Origin of the sequence: Thioclava sp. F36-7, assembly GCF_002020075.1 — a bacterium.
GTDB lineage: Bacteria > Pseudomonadota > Alphaproteobacteria > Rhodobacterales > Rhodobacteraceae > Thioclava > Thioclava sediminum.
In genome coordinates, this window is the sequence record NZ_MPZR01000002.1 from 297,001 (window position 1) to 315,212 (window position 18,212).

The following is an 18,212-nucleotide window of genomic DNA, read 5'->3' on the forward strand; positions in this document are numbered from 1 at the left end:
TAAACGGTGCGCTGAAGCTCAGCGATTTTCCTGATTGAGGTAGGCGCCGCGCGAAACATGCGACGTCGTATTGTCGTCCGAAGCCTCGCGACCGGCTTGCGCGGGCCCCTGATTCTTTCTCCGGGCCGTTTCCTCGCGGGTCATGATGGCGACGAGGCCGACGTACAGGATCTGACCGAGAAAGAAGATCGCGATGCACAAAATCGCGACCATTCCCAAAGACATGCCATTCCAGAACCCGACCGCGCCAGCGATGATCGTGACAAGAGTCAGGACGACGAGAAATGGCATCAAGCGCATGGCTTGGCACTCCGAAACTTGGGCTGGGCTCCAGCGGTTACCTTCTCGATAATAACCGGTCAAGCATTTGAAATTCAATTCTTGCGTGTGTTGGTATTTGTGCCGCGCATCTCGGGCTTGTCCCAGCTTTTTCCCGGATCCCCGAAATATCCGTTGTAATCTTCGAAATAGGCCTCGGTGCTGGAGACGTCGACGAAGTCACGCAAGTCTTCCATATCCACGCGGTTCAGCACCGTTCCCAAGAGGCGCTCGCGCAACGCTGCATTGGCCGAGAGGATGCGGTTCAGCATCAACTTCGGCGTCTTGCCCCAGCTTGCCACGAGGAGCACGGTGTCGAGGTTCGGGATCATGGCACGCGCATCGACGATCGCGCCGAGCGGGGCGAGGTCGATGATCACGAAATCGAATTCGCTGCGCACCTCGGCGATCAACTCGCGCATGCCGCGTGAGGACAACAGCTCGGCGCTGTGGGTGAAGCCGTTCGGCGGAATGCAGGGCAGGATATGCACACCGGTGCCTTCCACTTCACGTACCAGGTTGCGCCAAGGTGCGCGGCCGGCGAGCACTTCGACAAGCCCTTCGCCATGGCGGAAGCCGAGGCGCTGGCTGAGCCCCGGGCGCCGGATGTCGCTATCGATCAAGAGTACCCGTGCATTGGACATGTTGAGCACGGCGGCCAGATTGAGAGACACCGTCGATTTGCCTTCCTCGGGACGTGCGGAGGTGACACCCAGAACGATTGCCCCGGTCTCGACCGGCGCGCGGATTTCTGCGGCGAGCCGCACGCTGCGCAGGGTTTCTGCGAAGAAAGATCTGGGATGGCGCACGGCGTAGATGGCGCTTTCACTGGTCGAATGCGACCCGTTTCTCGGTTTCGAGATATTCTCGGCAAGCCCGTCCCGCAGGTTCTGGAACACGGCGGTGCTCGTGATCGATCGGACCGGTTCCGACTGTGCCGACGTTTCGAACTCCGGCAGATAGCCGAGAAACGGTCCACCGGTTTCGTCCTGAACGTCATCCGAGGTGCGCAGGAACCGCTCCCGCCATTCCTGCCAGGCCGTGATCATCATCCCGATGATCAAACCTAGCACGATCGAGATCGCAAGCGCGCGCTTCGTGCTCGGACCGACCGGATTGCGCGGCACGTCCGCCTTGGTCAGGATCCGCACGTTCGAGACTGGGAAGGATTTCTGTTGCTCGATCTCCTGAAACTTCGTCAGGAACGCCTGGTAAAGCGTCGAGAGCGTGTCGGCGCGTTGCTGCAGCGCGCTGTATTGCACCTCGACGGTGCCGGAGCTCGTGTCGCTGTCGATCGCGAGACCGAGGCTGTTCTTGAGCGCGTCGACCTTCGCTTCGGCGCTTGAGAGATCGCTCTTCGCCTGCGCGCTCCCTTGCTTGAGAAGGGTGAACAGGCGTTCCGCAGCTGCCTGAACCTGTCGTTGGACCACCTTATACTGCGGGTGATCTTCGCCGAAGTTCGTCTTGATCTGATTGAGCATCGCCAGCGAGTCGGTGAGCGTATCGCGGGCTTGCTGCAGGGCAGGGTCGCTCCCGCCGCCAACCCCTGTGGAGCCGCCATCGACGAGGGCTTGGACCCCCCCGGAAATGATCTGGTTGTAAGTGTCGACACGCGCCCGTGCGCGAGCCACATCGCTGACCGCATTGGCCATCTCGGCATTGAGCTGGACGACGGAATCCTTTGTCATCGAAACGCCGCGCGAGGAGACAAGCCCATGCTCGGCCCGGAAGGTCTCCGCATCCAGCGCGGCTTGTTGAGCCTGATTTTGCAGCTCCGTCAGCCGGTCCTGCATCCAGTTCGTCGTCCGTTCGGTCGCTTCGAAATTCGCATTGAGGACATCGGCGATGTAGCCCTCGGCGAGCGAATTCACGATCGCGGCGCTCATGGCCGGATCGTAGGACTCGTAGCTGATAGAGATCACGGAGCTTCTGCCGACACGCCCGACATCGATGCGCGCCTGCAGGGCGCGCGCGGCGAGGTCTTGCCGCGCGGCGGTGATCTGTTCGGGCGTCAGAGTGGTTGTGCCGCTCGGTTCGGGCTTCGAGCGCAGCCAGTTGATCGGTGTGCGGATCGTATTGATCGCGCCGCCGATCAGCCGAGAAAACAGCGAGCTCGGCGGCGACGTGAAGGAGGGATTGTCGAGAAGATCGAGCTCCTTCACGACCGATTGCGAGATCCGGTCGGAGCGGATGATCAGCCGGGCATCTTCAAGGGCGGACTCGCTGAGATTGTTGCTTTCCGAAGCCCCGAGCTGTTCGATAGACCGGCTGATATTCGCATCCAGCAGCAACAGCGAATTTGCAAGGTAGCTGCGCGGCGTGGTCGCCAGATAAATGATCCCGAGGATGCCGAGGATCACGACGGGAACGATGATCGACCACCGCCGACGACGCAGGATACGCGTGAGCTGGCCCAGCGTTACGGTTTCGGGCGGTTTCGAGATCGGCCGCTCGAGATCGTTGCTGGTATCTGCGAATTTGAATTGCGTCTGTCTCAAGAGGTCGTTCCTCGCGCGTTGCGCCTTGAGGCTGTGTTGTGCGTGGCATCGGCAGATGCGCCGCCATAGATTTCCGTTCGGCTTCCGCCGGCAAGTCGCCAGACGACACCGATATGCAGGGCCGCGCGCATCAGATTCCGGTTGCGCGCCAAGGGGACGGTGACGTGGCCCAGCGAAAGTCCGAGGCAGGCAAGTGCTTTCGCACCGGCGCGTCCGAGTTCGATCATTCGTGCAGCGAAGCTCTTGCCCTGCGAGACCAGAACGGCATGGGTCTGGCCCATGCGGAAGCGGCGCCGGAAAAGCCACGAAAGCCGCGCGCGTTCAGCAGGCACATCCTCTTCGAGCCAAGCGTCCGGGGCGTAGGCAAGCGTCCCGCCGCGGCGCTTGATCTGGTCGAAGAAGATCGTGTCTTCGCCGCCGCTGCGACCGAATTCGGGATCGAACCGCAGGCCAGAGACGGCGGGGTGTTTCAGGTCGAGCAACACGTTGCAGGTGTAGCCCGCGCGCACGCGCCCTTCGCTATCGTGCTCGGCGAGGGTGTCGTGGATATGGCCAGCGCGCATCCATTCGGGAGCCGCGTCATTGTGGTAGGCGCGCACGGGGCCGATCACCGCGGCGCTCTCTTCGGATTGGCGCGCCTCCATCAGGGCAGGGAGCCAGCCGGGTAGGGCGCGCTCGTCATCATCGAGGAAGGCGAGGCAGTCCAAGTCTTGTGCCTCGGCTGCGTCGAGAACCGCATTGCGCGCGATCGAGATGTTGTGGGCGGGCGCGTGCAGATAGTGCAGCTCGAAGGGAAGCGGCACCGAACGAACCCGGTCTTCGGACGAGGGTTCAAGATCGTTATCCGCGACGATGACGCAGATATCGAGATCCGGCGGGAGCGTTTCGGCAAGCGACGCGAGGGTGTCGCGCACGATTTCGCGGCGATAAGTACACAGGCCGATGCCGATTTTTTCTTTGCGCGTCGGATTGGTCACTCGGGCACCCCGCGACAGATGGTTGGAATGCTATTGCCCAAAATCTGCGCCCAGAACCCCGCGGACCAGGCCAGATGCATGATACCCGCAATCGGGCCAGCCGTGAGATTGGCGAGGCGCTTCGTCTGGATCGCGATCGCCAGTCCAGCAACCGCGCAGCCCAGAAGCCAGATGATCGCGGGCAGGGCGAAGACCGGGTGCAGCGGGGCCAGCACGACAAGAGCGAGTGCCGGTGCCAGAGCCGCGACGATCGCCTGTCGCATCGCCGGGCGTTCCCTATGCAAGGCAAGCGTGCGGGCGCGTCCCTTGCCGAACCGGAAATATTGCGACGCGAGATCACGCAGGGATTTGCGCGGGAAGTAGCGGACGAAGGTGCGCGCGGTCAGCCAGATCTTGAAGCCCGCGCGGATCAGGCGGTGATCGAGTTCCGCATCCTCGTTATGGCTGAATGTGGTGTTGTACCCCCCGACCGACCGAAAGGCGTTCAGCCGAAACAGGGCATGATGTCCGTGAGTGACCCAACGGCCTTCCCCTGCGCCGCGATGTGCCGACCCACCATTCCCGAAACGAGAATTCTGAGCCCGCGCGATCTGGGTCTGTAGTGGGGACACCCCTTCGGCATGCATACGGACGACGACGCTGTCGGCGCCGGTGTCGATGGCCTCGTTCATCAGCGTTTCGCAGAAATCGCTCGGGTAGGCGCTGTGTGCGTCCACACGGATCAACCATTCCGCGTCGTCGCCGAAACGCTCCACGGCGAGGTTGACCGCTGCGGCCTGCAGCTTGTCGGGATTGTGCAGCAGGACGATTTGCGGCGTTTCCTGTGCCATATTCTCGACTATGGCGCAGGTCCCGTCCGTCGATCCGCCGTCGGCCACTATGACGGTCGCGTCCTGGGCGCGCGCGAAGGGCAAAAGCGCCGAGATGACCGAGGCGATATGGTCGATCTCATTCAGCGTGGGGATGGCGATGAGAATGCGGCTCACGATTGCGCCTCCCGCAGATGCGTGGCGCCGCTGCGAGGCGCGCCAAGCGTGGGGAGATCGGTCAACCACGACACGAGCGCGCGGCATTCTGCGTGACCCGCCTCCCAGGTGGAGCGTGGCTTTGCAGCGACCGCTTGCCGAAGCTTCTGGAGATCCGCATTGCTCAGGTCGGTAAAGGCTTGCGCGACCGACGCGCTCGACGGTTCTGCCACCTGAACCCCGATGCCGAGAGTTTCGGTACGTCGTGCGACCTCGGTTCCCGACAGAACCACCGGGACCGCACCATGCAGGCAGCCTTCGTAAAGGCGATTTGGCAGCAGCCAGTCCGAATTCTCTCCGGCCTCGTAGCGGTCGATCAGCCAGGCAAGATCGACCGCGTCGTAAATCTCATCAAGATCATCGGGCGCAGTATAGGGGCCGCCAAATTCGAGATCAGGATTTGCGGCGACGCGCTCATGGAAATCCGGGAGTTGATCGAGCGCCGGACGTCCGCGCATTTTGACCCGGAAATGTCCCGGTGCGTTGCGGGTGAGTTCGTCGAGCGTGTCCAGCGACCAGCGGCACCGGAGAATTCCATTCCAGCCGATCTGCAACGGCCCCTCCAGAGGGCGCATGCGCGCGTGAAGCTGTGCCGGCTCGAGCGCGAGCGGCTTGTTTTCAATCAGGCACTGGTGCGGCGCGAGCTTCTCGAACGGCTGAGGGTGGCCGCGCTTGAACCCTTCCGAGGAATACAGAAGCCCCGATGCGGATTTGAGCGCCGCTGCCTCAATGGCGCGAATTGCCTTGGACGCCGGGCCGTTCCCCGACAACAGGCGATGCACGTCGAGCAGTTCGTAGACGAGACGTACCGCCGGTGCGCGTCGCTTGAGATACGCCCCGAGCGCGAGCATTTCGAGATTGCGAGCGATGATGACGTCAGTCTCTTGGAGCGTCGGAAACTGCTTGGCGAGACCGGGGAGGGCCTTGAGCACCGAGAGCGCGCGTTGGGCCATTTTCCCATTCGCTGTGTGCCCGAGGACGAGCGCAAGCTCCGGCAGTGGCCGCGCTGAGCGTTGGAACCCCGCGAGGGTCACCTCGGCGCCGCCAGCGCGCAACATCTGAACGCGTCGCCAGATCGCGGCATCATCGAGGTCATGAACGAGGTAGATCAAACGCATCTTGAAAGCCGTCTTCCCTGCGCTCACGCTGCCGCGCGATCAACGGCGTGGCAGTCACCGATCTGCACATGGTCCGCGTGACCGTCAGTCTGCAGGGGCGGGACATTCGCATCGGGCCCACTTCGAGTCATTCAACTTCCTCCAGATCGCCTGAAACGCGGCGCGGAGCGGACGAAAACCAACCACCGCAAAATCAGGCTTCGATCTGCGCAGTTTCCGGTCAAATGCTAAGGAGGGCAGGTTTGCCGAATTACCGCGCGGCATGCGGAAACGTCGCGCGAATATCCAAGGCGCTTAGAAACTGTGCGTAATGTGAACGAATAATCGGCGGCGCTTTCTGCGCTGCAGCGAGGCTGCTTGGCGCTTTGGTAGCGATTCTATTTACGCAATGAGAGTTCTTTCGACGCGCGCTCTGAGAGAACCCGCTTGGTTGCCTATTCAGAATTAGGGTTTACGGAAATTCGTTAGTGGGTTGTCGATAAAATGCCTGCTGAATAGGCGCTTGGCATCTTTTGCACCTTTCACTGCTGAGTGATTGTGCGTCCATGGCTGCACGAGTGGCGGGAATTGCCTGCGGGCTGGCTCGGAGCGGCGCGTCATGGAAACCCTTGGAGGACATCTGAAGTGCATAGGGCGTCGCGTGCGGGGCATGTGATCCCCGAAAAGCCACTTCGGTTTGCGGCGCGATCGCAGCGCGAAGGGGAAGGTGGACGTTGGCTGGGGCAGCTTTCACGAACAAGGTTATTCCCGTCTTCTATGACGGTTACGAGATGCGCGCCTGGGAGATGCCTCTGGGGCGGCAGCTTTCGCAGCTGCGCGGGGTTGCGCGGCGCAGCTACCGCAAATTGAAGCGAAAGCAGCCCTATACCGGGTTCTTCACGGCGTTCCTGAACCTGACGGAAAGTCTTCGGCGAAACGGGTATGACGTTCGGATCAATGATTTCGCGCTCGCCCGTCGGTCACCGGACAGACCGATCGCCATTGCCGGTCATCAGTCGGTCTGGAGCGATGTCGTTCTGCCCAATCCGACCCTGTTCGGGCCCGGCTGGGTTCCCTATCCGGACCGCGCCGAGGCGATGCTGGCCGAGCGGAACTATCAGATCGTGACGCAGCCGTCGGAATGGCCGATCCGGCTTTATACACCGCAGGTCGCCGCGAAAATGGCCCCGATGTTCGTCGGGATCGATACGGATCGATGGCCGCTTCTCGCTGAGAACCGAAAGCAGATCGACTGTGTCATCTACAACAAGATCCGCTGGAACCACGCCGCGCGCGAGGCGGATACGATGCAGCCGCTGCGGGCAATGCTCGAACGCCGCGGCCTGAGTTCGGTCGAGCTGAAATATGGCGAGCACGAGTTGGCAGAGTATCGCAGCGCCTTGGCCAAGGGGCGTGCATTGATCTTCGTGACCGAGCACGAAACCCAAGGCCTTGCTTATCAGGAGGCGATGTCTTCCGGCGTTCCGGTCTTCGCGTGGGATGAAGGCGAACTCGTCGACCCGCTCGGTGCCAAGTTCGTCCCCGAAGGCTTGGAAGTCTCGGCCGTTCCTTATTTTGACGATCGATGCGGGCTGCGTTGGACGCGTGCGAATATGGAAGACCGGTTCGAGGACTTCTGGGCGCGGCTGCCGGAGTATCAGCCGCGCGAATACATCCTCGATGAGCTTTCCCTGGAGCGCGGCGCTCGGCGCTTTCTGGACTTGTTTGAGAGGATCGCGTGATGCCGCACTGTAAGCGACTGGTGCGCCGCGGTCGGTCAGACCTCTTTTCGACGAAGAAGGTGTTCCAATGCCGTTAGCGCTCGTGCGTATGCCGACCTATCGGCGCCCCGACCTGTTGCGGCGTGCCATAGGCACGCTTCAGGCGCAGACTTTCGAGGACTGGGTCTGTGAGGTGCGCGACGACTGCCCCGATGCGAGCGGTCGTGCGATGGTCGAAGAGATTGGCGATCCGCGGGTTCACTACGTGCAGAATCGCCCGCAGAAATTCATGACGCGCAATCTCGATGACTGCTTTCTCAAAGAGAACCCCTACAAGGCCGATTACTTCTGCATGTTGGAAGACGATAACCAAGTCTTCCCTGACTACCTTGCGCGAGGCCACGAGATTTGCACCCAGCAGGGGGTGAACCTCTGCATGCTGAGCCAGGTCATCGAGCACGAAAGCCGGACGCCCAACGCCCGTCTCGGCGACAAGGGCATTTTCGATGATGTCTATGACGAGCGCACCTACACGCCCGAAGAGGTTCATCTGGCGATCTTCGGATCGATCGGCGTGTCGAACGGTGCGCTGTTCTGGTCGCGAAATATGAAGGGCAGTCTGGCGGTGAAGGTCGATACGATCCCGACGCTGGAGGAATATCTGCGCACGGCTCTGATCTCCGAACCTGTCTATGTCTGTCGCGAACGGCTGGCCGCGTGGGCAGAGAACGAGACATCAACCACTCGCAATCTGGGCCTCGACAAGGGGTGGCTGCGGCGCGAGCTTGATCTCAAGGCGTCGATCACGCGGCTTCAACGGGCGATCTGGGGCCGCACCTCGCCAGAGGCGAAGGACGCATTTCTGGCTGGCGAGGTTCTGCGGATACCGCGTTCGGCACGGATCGAGGCGCTCCAGAAGGCGGGGATTGCGGCGAATGGGGTGCCGGGGAATTTCGAGCCAAAGGCGGTCTTAAAGCGGAATGCCGTGCGCTTTGTCGGCCGCGCTCATTCCTCCGTAGATGCTACTTTGCCGAGAGTAAGTAGCTGAATTTAACACGCATTAAGTGTGTTAAAACAGAACGTTCCGCCGCGAATAGCTGACGGTCAGGCGATTCCCTCTTGTCTTGCGGAGGGGTTTTCGGCCAGCCGCCGCCGATCGCAATTCCGTTAAATTCAGGAATCCAGCCCGTAAATGCGCGTTTTTTAAGCATTTTCGGGTGACTTTTAAATGCGCGCGCAACCGCGGATTGAATCGCCGCAAAAACCGCTAGCGGTTCATCAGAGCTGTGTAACCCTTTCTATATTCAATCAAACGTGGGGGTATATGTGGTGATTGAAAATTCTCGAAGCAAAAATGACGCCATCCGGTATGAGCGGCCCAAATTGAAACATTTGGGGTCTCTCGAAGATCTGACGCATGGCGGCCGCGGTCGCGGACACAAGGATGACGATTATGACGGACACGGCTCGTACTGTCCGCCGGATTTGGCTTTCTCGTAACGGCGTTCGGAAAGCTCCGGGTGCTGCCAGTTGCCCGGTAAAGAAGTGGAAGCCTCGCAGCGATGCGAGGCTTTCGTCTTTCCCTTCCGCGCGTGTTGCTCTTTGATGGCGCGGCAAACGACAGGAAGGGAGCGCGCGCATGGCACGTATTTACGAAGACAATTCGCTCAGCATCGGAAACACGCCGCTGGTGCGGCTCAACCGCATGACCGAGGGCGCGGGCGCGACCGTTCTGGCCAAGATCGAGGGGCGCAACCCGGCGTGGTCGGTGAAATGCCGCGTCGGTGCGAACATGATCTGGGATGCCGAGGAACGCGGCGTGCTCGGTCCCGGCAAGGAGATCGTCGAGCCGACCTCGGGCAATACCGGGATCGCGCTGGCCTTCGTCGCCGCCTCGCGCGGCATCCCGATCACCCTGACCATGCCCGACACGATGAGCATCGAACGGCGCAAGCTGCTTCTGGCCTATGGTGCGAAGCTCGTGCTGACCGAAGGCGCGCAGGGCATGAAGGGGGCGATCGCCAAGGCCGAGGAGATCGCGGCCTCCGATCCCGACCGTTACGTGTTGCTGCAGCAGTTCAACAACCCCGCGAACCCCGAGATTCACGAGAAGACCACGGGCCCGGAGATTTTCGAGGATACCGATGGCGTGGTCGATATCTTCGTCGCGGGCGTCGGCACGGGCGGCACGATCACCGGCGTCTCGCGTTATCTGAAAAAGGAAAAGGGTCTGCCGGTGATCTCGGTCGCGGTCGAGCCCGAAGCCAGCCCGGTTCTGTCGCAGGCCCGCGCGGGCGAGGCGCTGCAGCCCGGTCCGCACAAGATTCAAGGCATCGGGGCGGGCTTCGTGCCGAAGGTGCTCGACATGGATCTGGTGGACCGGATCGAGCAGGTCAGCAACGACGAGGCGATCGAGACCGCCCGGCGGCTGGCGCGCGAGGAGGGTATCCTCGCCGGGATCTCCTGCGGTGCGGCTGCGGCGGCGGCCCTGCGTCTCGCGCGCGAGCCGGAAAATGCGGGCAAGACCATCGTCGTCGTGCTGCCGGATTCGGGCGAGCGTTACCTGTCTTCGGCGCTGTTCGAAGGGATGTTCGACGAGGCGTGAGCCGTGGCCTTCGCCGCATCCAGCAGTGCCGCCACCAGCTTTTGCGGGCGGTAGTTCAGGTCCGACGGCGTCAGCCCCATCCGCACCACGACCATATCGGCCGAGGGGATCACGGTGACGGTTTGCCCGTCATGCCCCTCGAGCCAATAGGTGTCGGCGGGCAGCCCGAACCGCGCATCATCGCCCGCTTTCTGCTGATTGCTCGGGCCAGCCAGCCATGTCATGCCTTGCCCATAGACCCCGTCGGTCCGGGCGGGCGCATGCATCCGCTGCACAAATTCGGCGGGCAGCAATTGCCGACCATCCCATTTGCCATCCTGTAGCAGGAACTGGCCGAAGCGCGCCCAGTCCCGCGCGGTGGCGTAGAGGTAGGAACTGCCTACGAAAGTCCCGGAGGCATCGGTCTCGAGCGTGGCCGAACTCATCCCGAGCGGGTCGAACAGCTTGCGGCGCGGCCAGGCGAGCGCGGTGGAGGTGTCGCCCACCGCATTTTGCCAGATGCGCGAGAGCAGCACGGCGGTGCCGCTGGAATAGCTGAAATGAGTGCCCGGCGGATGTTCGAGCGGCTGGGAGGCCGCGAATTCCGCCATGTCCGGCTCGAGATAGAGCATCCGCGTCACATCCGAGACGTCGCCGTAATCCTCGTTGAAGCGCAGCCCGCTCGACATCGACATCAGCTGCGCGACGGTGATCTTCGCACGGTCGTCGCCCTGCCATTCGGGCAGCAGGTCGCTTTGGTCCATCCGCAGCTTGCCCGCCTCGATCGCGGTGCCGACAAGGGCCGCGGTGACGGTCTTCGTCATCGACCAGCCCAGAAGCGGCGTCGCGGCATCGAAGCCATCGCCGTAGCGCTCCGCCACCAGCTTGCCATCCTTGATGACCACCACCGCGCGCATCCCCGGCCCGGTCAGCGCATCGTCGCGCAAGACGGCTTCGAAGCGGCCTTGCCCGGTCAGGTCGGTCTGCGCACCGGTGGGCCAGAGGGCGGCGCTTTTGCTGGGCCCCGGCGCGGGCGGGGCGCTTTGATCGCCGGCGTCGGCCAGATTGCCATCGGGGTAGGTCGCGCAGCCAAGGCCCACGCGCTCCTCGGCGGTCGTGGGCGCGATGATCCCGGCGAAGGCGGCTCGGACCCGGCCTGCCCGGCGATCCGTGCTGACCCAGAAGGCGCGCAGCAACGGGTTGCCCGGCGCCTGCACATCGGTTTCGAGAACTTCATCGGGGTCACGGCCTTGCAGCGCTTCCGCCGAGCAGGTGATCTTCGCGCTATAGCCAGCGCCCACGCGCAGCAGCTCCGGCGGCACCATAACCGCATAGAGCACCGCCGCCACGACAAGCCCGCCGATCCCGGCAAGCACCGCTTTCCATCCCCGCATCTCGTCCTCCCTCGGGTTCCCGCCGCGCCGGACGCGCCAAGTCACCCGCCTGTTTGCGCTCGCGCTGTAGTTTTGGCAAAGCGCGCGCCCTTGCCAAGAGGGCGAGGCGCGGGCTGACGGAAGGTCATCTTGGGGTATGGTGCGTCTTTTGACACGAAATCCGCCCCTCGGTGCGGGAGCCGAGATCATGGACTGAGCGCTGCGAATGGGCTAGCGATAAGGGATGGGCGCCCGTTGCGCCCGGCTTTGAGAGTGTCATGTCGCGCGAGTCCGCACCCGATAGCCAGCACCCCTTGGACCCGACCTTGGCCGGGCTGTTGCGCCACGCGCCGGGCGCGGATGAGGGGGAGGGCGAAGACGTCTGGTTCGATGTGCTCTCGGCGGTCGACCGGACCTATGCCGATCTGGTGGACTATCAGGAGCGGCTGGAGCAGCAGAACCACGAGCTGGAAGACCTGCGCTCGTTTCTGGGCTCGATCCTCGCCTCGGTCTCGGATGCGCTGATCGTGATTTCGCGCTCGGGCGAGGTGCTGGAAACCTCGGCCTCGGTCGCAAGCCTGACTGGCGAGCCGCCCGGCGCATGGCATGGTCGCAAGCTCGCAGGCATGTTCGATGCGCGCTCGGTCGAGGCCTTGGATCGCGGGCTGGCGGAGGCTGCGAATACCCGCAAACCGGTGACGATCGAAGCGGCGCTGAGCGGGCCGGAAGGCCCCGCGCCGCTGGAGCTGTCGATCAGCCCGCGCATGGACGAGCGGTCGCGCATCGCCGGCTATGTGCTGACCGGGCGACCCTTGGGCGAGCTGCGGCAGGCCTATTCTGAGCTGGAGCGCAGCCACGAAGAACTGAAATCGACGCAGGCGCAGCTGGTGCGCAACGAGAAGCTGGCCTCGCTGGGCCGTCTGCTTGCTGGCGTCGCGCATGAGCTGAACAACCCGATTTCCTTCGTCTACGCGAATACCCATGCGCTGGAACGCTATGCGGGCAAGTTCGAGGCCTATTTCGAGAAAGTGCAGGCCGGAGCGGATCGAGAGGCACTGATCGCCCTGCGCGAGGAGCTGAAGCTCGACCGTGAAATCCGCAACCTGCGCTCGGCCATCGAGGGCGCGCGCGACGGGGCCGAACGGGTGCGCGACATTGTCGAAGATCTGCGGCGGCTGAGTGCCGAAGGCTCGGGCGAGATGGTCGTCTTCGATCTGGTTGAGACCGCGCGGGTGGCGGCGAACTGGGTGCAGCGCGGCTCCAAGGCCGGGGTCGAGATCGCCTTCACCGGCGCGGGGACGCTGCAGGTGCGCGGTCGGCAGGGACATATCCAACAGGTCGTGATGAACCTCGTGCAAAATGCGATCGACGCGCTCTCGGGGCTGGAAGAGGGCACCGGCCGGATCGAGGTCGATGCGCGCGTGATGGAGGGACGCGGGACGTTGTCGGTTGGCGACAATGGCCCCGGCGTGACCGAGGAACTGACGCAGGCCATCTTCGATCCGTTCTTCACCACCAAGGCGGTGGGTGCGGGCACGGGGCTGGGCCTCGCGATCAGTCATAAGATCATCGAGGAACATGGCGGGCGTCTGCGGCTCTGCCCGAAAGGGTCGGCGCTGGGCGGGGCCTGTTTCTCCTTCGATCTGGAACTGGGCGAGGGGGCGGAATGAAGGTTCTCTGGCTGCAAGCGGCAGGCTGCGGTGGCTGCACCATGTCGCTCCTTTGCGCGGAAGCCCCGAATGTCTTCGACACGCTGGGCGGGGCGGGAATCGAGTTCCTCTGGCACCCGACGGTCAGCCTCGAGACCGGGGCGGAGGTGCGAACGATTTTCGAGGCGGTCGAGAGCGGCGAGATCGCGCTGGACGTGCTGGCCGTCGAGGGCTCCATCGCCCGCGGGCCGCGCGGGACGGGCAAGTTCCAGATGGTGTCCGGCACCGGGCGCTCGATGCTCGACTGGGTGGTGAGCCTCGCGCCGAAAGCCCGCCATGTCGTCGCGGTGGGCACCTGCGCGACCTATGGCGGAGTGACCTCGGCGGGCGGCAACCCCTCCGATGCGGTCGGCGTGCAATATGACGGCGCGCTGCCGGGCGGGGCGCTGCCGGTGGAGTTCCGTTCGGGCTCGGGCCTGCCGGTGATCAACGTGGCGGGCTGCCCGACCCATCCCGACTGGGTGACCGAGACGCTTATGCTGCTGAATGAAGGCGCGCTGGGGGCGGAAGATCTCGACGCCTTCGGGCGGCCGCTGTTTTATGCCAAGCACCTCGTCCATCACGGCTGCTCGAAAAACGAGTTCTACGAATACAAGGCCTCGGCGGTGGAGCTGTCCGATATCGGCTGCATGATGGAGAACTTGGGCTGCATCGGCACGCAGGCCGTGGGCGATTGCAATATCCGGCCGTGGAACGGCGACGGGTCGTGTACCTCGGGGGGCTATCCCTGCATCAACTGCACCGCGCCCGAGTTCGAGGAACCGCGCCATTCTTTCACCGAGACGCCGAAGATCGCGGGCATCCCGGTGGGCCTTCCGACCGATATGCCCAAAGCGTGGTTCATGGCGCTCGCCTCGCTGTCGAAGGCGGCGACGCCCGAGCGGATCGCGAAGAACGCGGTTGCCGACCGGGTCGAGGTGACGCCGACGATCCGCAAGCAGAAAGGACGCAGATGACTGAGACGCCGCGCCTCGTCGTGGGCCCGTTCAACCGGGTCGAGGGCGATCTGGAAGTGCATCTCGACCTCGCCGATGGGGCGGTGGGCGCGGCGCAGGTGAATTCGCCGCTCTATCGCGGGTTCGAGCGGATGCTGGAAGGCAAAGACCCGCGCGATGCGCTGACGATCACGCCGCGGATCTGCGGCATCTGCTCGATCAGCCAGTCGGCGGCGGCGGCGCGCGCGCTGGGCGCGGCGATGGGGCTGGAGCCCACGCCGCAGGGCGCGGCCATGGCGGCGCTGATCCATGCGGTCGAGAATGTCTCGGACCACCTGTTCCATTTCAACCTGTTCTTCATGCCCGATTTCATCCGCCCCGTTTACGCAGGTAATCCGTGGTTCGATCGGGCCGTGGCGCGGTTTACCCCCGCCGAGGGCGGCGCGCAGCGTGCGGCGGTCGCGGCGCGTGCCGAGCTGATGCATATCCTCGGGCTGATGGCGGGCAAATGGCCCCATACGCTCGCGATCCAGCCGGGCGGCGTCACCCGCGCGCCCGGGCCCCGCGACAAGGTGCGCATCGAGACGACGTTGCGCGCTTTCCGCCGCTATCTGGAGGAGGTGGTTTTCGGCGGGTCGTTGGAGGCGTTCTGCGCGATCGAGACCGTCGATCAGCTTATGGCGTGGGAGACCGGCGATGCGGGGCTGTTCCTGCGCATCGCGGCCGATCTGGATCTGGACCGGCTCGGGCGCGGCTCGGGGCGGTATATGAGCTTCGGAGCCTATCCGCTGGCCGAGGGCTATGGCTTTGGGCGCGGGCTGTGGGACGGGTCCTTGGGCGCAGTCGATTTCGGCGCGATCACGGAAGACCTCAGCCATGCGTGGATGCTGGGGGCGCAGGCCCATCCCTGGCAGGGCGAGACACGGCCCGACGAGGCGATGCGCGAGACCGCCTACAGCTGGTGCAAGGCGCCGCGGCTGAACGGGCAGACGGTGGAGACCGGCGCGCTCGCGCGGCAGGTCGTGGACGGGCATCCGCTGGCGCGTGCGCTGGCGGGCGGCGGCGTGCTGGCGCGGGTCGCGGGGCGGCTGTTGGAACTGGCGCGGACGCAAGCCTTCATGGAGGGGCTGGCGAAAGGCATCGACCCGGCTGCTGCGTTCATGGTGCAGGGCGATTTGCCCGAGGCAGGGCAGGGCGCGGGACTGGTGGAGGCCGCGCGGGGCGCGCTGGGCCATTGGTTGCGGATCGAGGACGGGCGCATCGCTTCCTATCAGATCATCGCGCCCACGACGTGGAATTTCAGCCCGCGCGACGCGGAGGGTGTGCCGGGCCCGCTGGAGGCCGCGCTGGTCGGCGCGCCGGTCTCGGCGGGTGAGACCACGCCGGTCTCGGTGCAGCATATCGTGCGCAGCTTCGATCCCTGCATGGTCTGCACGGTGCATTGAGTAAGTTGGGGCTCTGTCCCTGCCATCGCCGGAGGGCGAGAAACGTTGAAGAATATGGGGGCGCTGCCCCCAAACCCCCGGGATATTTGAGCCAAGAGGAAGATGCAGGGTTTCGAGATCAGGGTGCGCGGGCAGGTGCAGGGGGTGGGTTTTCGCCCCTTCATCTGGCGGCTTGCGCAGGAGCGTGGGCTTTCGGGCCATGTGCTCAACGATCCCGAGGGGGTGCTGATCCGGGTGGCGGGGGCGCTGGACGGTTTGGCCGAGGCGATCTCGGATGAAGCACCGCCGCTTGCGCGGGTCGATGCGGTGGAGGTGTCGGAGTTTATCTTCGATGCAGCACCCGAGGGGTTCGCTATCGTGGCCTCGCAGGGGGCGGGGGCCGAGACGCGGGTGACGCCGGATGCGGCGACCTGCCCGGACTGTCTTGCGGAAATCCGGGGTGACGGGCGCAGGCGCCACTACGCCTTTACCAATTGCACCCATTGCGGGCCGCGTTTCACGATCCTGCGCGCGCTACCTTATGACCGGGCGCAGACGACGATGGCGCCGTTTGAGATGTGCTCGGCTTGCCGGGCGGAATATGAGAACCCGGCGGATCGACGTTTCCACGCGCAGCCGATCGCCTGTCCCGATTGCGGGCCGCGGGTGCGGCTGGAAATGGGCGGGGAAGAGCGTCCTGCCGAAGAGGTCGGAGCGGTTTTGCAGGGCGGGGGCATCGTCGCAGTGAAAGGCTTGGGCGGGTTTCATCTCGCCTGCGATGCGACCAATGCCGAGGCCGTGGCGCTATTGCGGGAGCGCAAGCGCAGGCCTGCAAAGCCCTTCGCGCTGATGGGCGAGATCGAGACCATCCGGCGCTACGCCAAGGTCTCAGAGGCCGAGGCGGAACTGCTGCGCGATCCTGCGGCGCCGATCGTTTTGTTGCAAAAGGCGGGGGAGGTGTTGCCGGAGGCGGTGGCGCCCGGGCAGGACAGCCTCGGCTGGATGCTGCCCTATACGCCGCTGCATCATCTGCTGCTTCGCGAATGGGCGCGGGGGGAAGAGGGGCGACCCTTGGTGATGACCTCGGGCAATCTCTCGGGCGAGCCGCAGGTGATCGGAAACGGTGAGGCTCGGGAGAAACTGGCTGGCTTCGTCGATGCCTTCCTGATGCATGACCGCGAGATCGCGCGTCGGCTCGATGACAGCGTCGTGCGGGCCGATCCGCCGATGGTGCTGCGCCGCGCGCGGGGGCAGGTGCCGGGCACCTTGCCGCTGCCCGACGGGTTCGAGGGCGCGCCGCAGGTTGTGGGCTATGGCGGGCAGATGAAGGCCGCGATCTGCCTGATCAAGAACGGGCAGGCGCTGCTGGGCCATCACTTGGGCGAGCTGGACGAGGCGCTGACATGGGAGGCGTTCGAGCAGGCCGATGCGGATTATGCTGCGCTGTTCGATCATCGTCCCGAGGTGGTGGCTGTCGATCTGCACCCCGATTTTCGGGCTTCGCGCCACGGGGCCGAACGGGCTGTGCGGGAGGGGTTGCGGCTGGTTGAGGTGCAGCATCACCATGCGCATCTCGCCGCCTGCATGGCCGAGAATGGCTGGCCGCTGGAGGGCGGAAAAGTCGCGGGGATCGTGCTCGACGGGCTTGGCTTGGGCCCCGATGGCACGGTCTGGGGCGGCGAGCTGCTGCTGGGCGATTATCATGGGTTCGCGCGGCACGGCTGGATTGAGCCCGCGCCGCTGATCGGTGGCGACCGGGCGCAGGCAGAGCCGTGGCGCAACGCGCTGGTGCGGCTCGATGCGGCTGGGCTGGCGGTGCTGGCCGACAGATTGTTCCCGGAGGCCCCGCGCGATCTGGCGCGTCAGGCGGCGGCGAAGGGGATCAACGCGCCGCTGTCCTCGTCGGCGGGGCGGCTCTTCGATGCGGTGGCGGCCTGCCTCGGGATTTGCCCGATGCGGCAGAGTTATGAGGGCGAGGCCGCGATGCGGTTTGAGGCGCTGGCTGCGCACGCGTTGGCACACGGGGAGTCGGCGGAGGCCGGGGCCTATGCGTTCTCGGATGCGGGCGGTGTGCTCGAGACCGGACCGTTTTTTCAGGCGCTCTCCGCTGATCTGGAGGCCGGGGTTGCGCCCGAGACCATCGCGCTGCGGTTCCATGTCGCGCTGGCGCAGGGCATTGCCCGCCGGGCGCGGTCTCTGATCGAAAGCGGAGACGCGAAAGCCGTGGCGCTGACCGGTGGCGTGTATCAAAACGCGCTGTTGCATCGGCTCACCTGCGCGGCGCTGGGCGATCTGCCGGTGCTACGCCATCGGACGCTGCCGGCGAATGACGGCTCGCTGGCACTGGGGCAGGCGGTGATTGCTGCGGCGCAGTCGGAAAGAGACTGACCGGAATCCCGGAAAGCTGGTCACTGACGTGCCAGTGCGGCCCCGCGCCGCACCGGGGTTTTGACAGGCAACATATCGGAAACAAACAGGAATTCGCGCCTGCGGCATCCTGTCATTATTTCGTTCTGTTCGCGGACCCGACCTGCCAATCCTGAGATCACAC

13 protein-coding genes are annotated in these 18,212 nt (G+C 64.4%); 7 read left to right on the top strand and 6 right to left on the bottom strand.

Features of this window, described 5'->3' with window-relative positions:
- Window positions 1-18: 18 nt before the first annotated feature.
- Genes BMI89_RS04300 through BMI89_RS04320 form a run of 5 tightly spaced genes read right to left on the bottom strand, consistent with a single transcriptional unit; the run spans window position 19 to window position 5,936 of the window.
- Window positions 19-363 carry a hypothetical protein gene (locus BMI89_RS04300; protein ID WP_143593814.1) on the bottom strand — a complete coding sequence of 115 codons (345 nt, stop codon included), beginning with the start codon at window positions 361-363 and terminating at the stop codon, window positions 19-21.
- 11 nt (window positions 364-374) lie between these two features.
- Window positions 375-2,816: a GNVR domain-containing protein gene (locus BMI89_RS04305; protein WP_168176770.1), complete on the bottom strand. Its 2,442-nt coding sequence runs from the start codon at window positions 2,814-2,816 to the stop codon at window positions 375-377.
- Complete coding sequence (locus BMI89_RS04310) at window positions 2,813-3,793, bottom strand: glycosyltransferase (protein WP_078569969.1); 981 nt, start codon at window positions 3,791-3,793, stop codon at window positions 2,813-2,815. The genes BMI89_RS04305 and BMI89_RS04310 overlap by 4 nt, the downstream gene beginning before the upstream one ends.
- Window positions 3,790-4,779: a glycosyltransferase family 2 protein gene (locus tag BMI89_RS04315; RefSeq protein ID WP_246831967.1), complete on the bottom strand. Its 990-nt coding sequence runs from the start codon at window positions 4,777-4,779 to the stop codon at window positions 3,790-3,792. Before BMI89_RS04315 ends, BMI89_RS04310 begins: the two co-directional genes overlap by 4 nt.
- The gene (locus BMI89_RS04320) at window positions 4,776-5,936 is read right to left on the bottom strand and encodes a hypothetical protein (protein ID WP_078569970.1); all 1,161 of its coding nucleotides are present in this window, start codon (window positions 5,934-5,936) and stop codon (window positions 4,776-4,778) included. The genes BMI89_RS04315 and BMI89_RS04320 overlap by 4 nt, the downstream gene beginning before the upstream one ends.
- A 713-nt stretch (window positions 5,937-6,649) precedes the next feature.
- Here BMI89_RS04320 and BMI89_RS04325 point away from each other — a divergent pair.
- The 3 genes from BMI89_RS04325 to cysK all read left to right on the top strand — a co-directional run bounded on the left by BMI89_RS04325 (window position 6,650) and on the right by cysK (window position 10,241).
- On the top strand, window positions 6,650-7,657 hold the full coding sequence (locus BMI89_RS04325) for a glycosyltransferase (RefSeq protein WP_078569971.1): 1,008 nt from the start codon (window positions 6,650-6,652) through the stop codon (window positions 7,655-7,657).
- 67 nt (window positions 7,658-7,724) lie between these two features.
- Window positions 7,725-8,684, top strand: a complete 960-nt coding sequence (locus tag BMI89_RS04330; RefSeq protein ID WP_078569972.1) for a glycosyltransferase family 2 protein — start codon at window positions 7,725-7,727, stop codon at window positions 8,682-8,684.
- Between the two features lie 591 nt (window positions 8,685-9,275).
- The gene (cysK, locus tag BMI89_RS04335; protein ID WP_078569973.1) at window positions 9,276-10,241 is read left to right on the top strand and encodes a cysteine synthase A; all 966 of its coding nucleotides are present in this window, start codon (window positions 9,276-9,278) and stop codon (window positions 10,239-10,241) included.
- Here cysK and BMI89_RS04340 read toward each other — a convergent pair.
- On the bottom strand, window positions 10,196-11,614 hold the full coding sequence (locus tag BMI89_RS04340) for a serine hydrolase (protein WP_078569974.1): 1,419 nt from the start codon (window positions 11,612-11,614) through the stop codon (window positions 10,196-10,198). The two genes, cysK and BMI89_RS04340, sit on opposite strands and share 46 nt — an antisense overlap.
- 257 nt (window positions 11,615-11,871) lie before the next feature.
- Between BMI89_RS04340 and BMI89_RS04345 the strand changes: the two genes are divergently transcribed.
- The 4 genes from BMI89_RS04345 (at window position 11,872) to hypF (ending at window position 18,049) form a co-directional block, all read left to right on the top strand.
- Window positions 11,872-13,263, top strand: a complete 1,392-nt coding sequence (locus BMI89_RS04345) for an ATP-binding protein (RefSeq protein ID WP_078569975.1) — start codon at window positions 11,872-11,874, stop codon at window positions 13,261-13,263.
- Window positions 13,260-14,258 carry a HupU protein gene (locus BMI89_RS04350; protein ID WP_078569976.1) on the top strand — a complete coding sequence of 333 codons (999 nt, stop codon included), beginning with the start codon at window positions 13,260-13,262 and terminating at the stop codon, window positions 14,256-14,258. The genes BMI89_RS04345 and BMI89_RS04350 overlap by 4 nt, the downstream gene beginning before the upstream one ends.
- Window positions 14,255-15,682, top strand: coding sequence for a nickel-dependent hydrogenase large subunit (locus BMI89_RS04355; RefSeq protein ID WP_078569977.1), 1,428 nt, complete (start codon window positions 14,255-14,257; stop codon window positions 15,680-15,682). The genes BMI89_RS04350 and BMI89_RS04355 overlap by 4 nt, the downstream gene beginning before the upstream one ends.
- Before the next feature lie 102 nt (window positions 15,683-15,784).
- Window positions 15,785-18,049, top strand: coding sequence for a carbamoyltransferase HypF (hypF, locus tag BMI89_RS04360; protein WP_078569978.1), 2,265 nt, complete (start codon window positions 15,785-15,787; stop codon window positions 18,047-18,049).
- Window positions 18,050-18,212 lie beyond the last annotated feature (163 nt).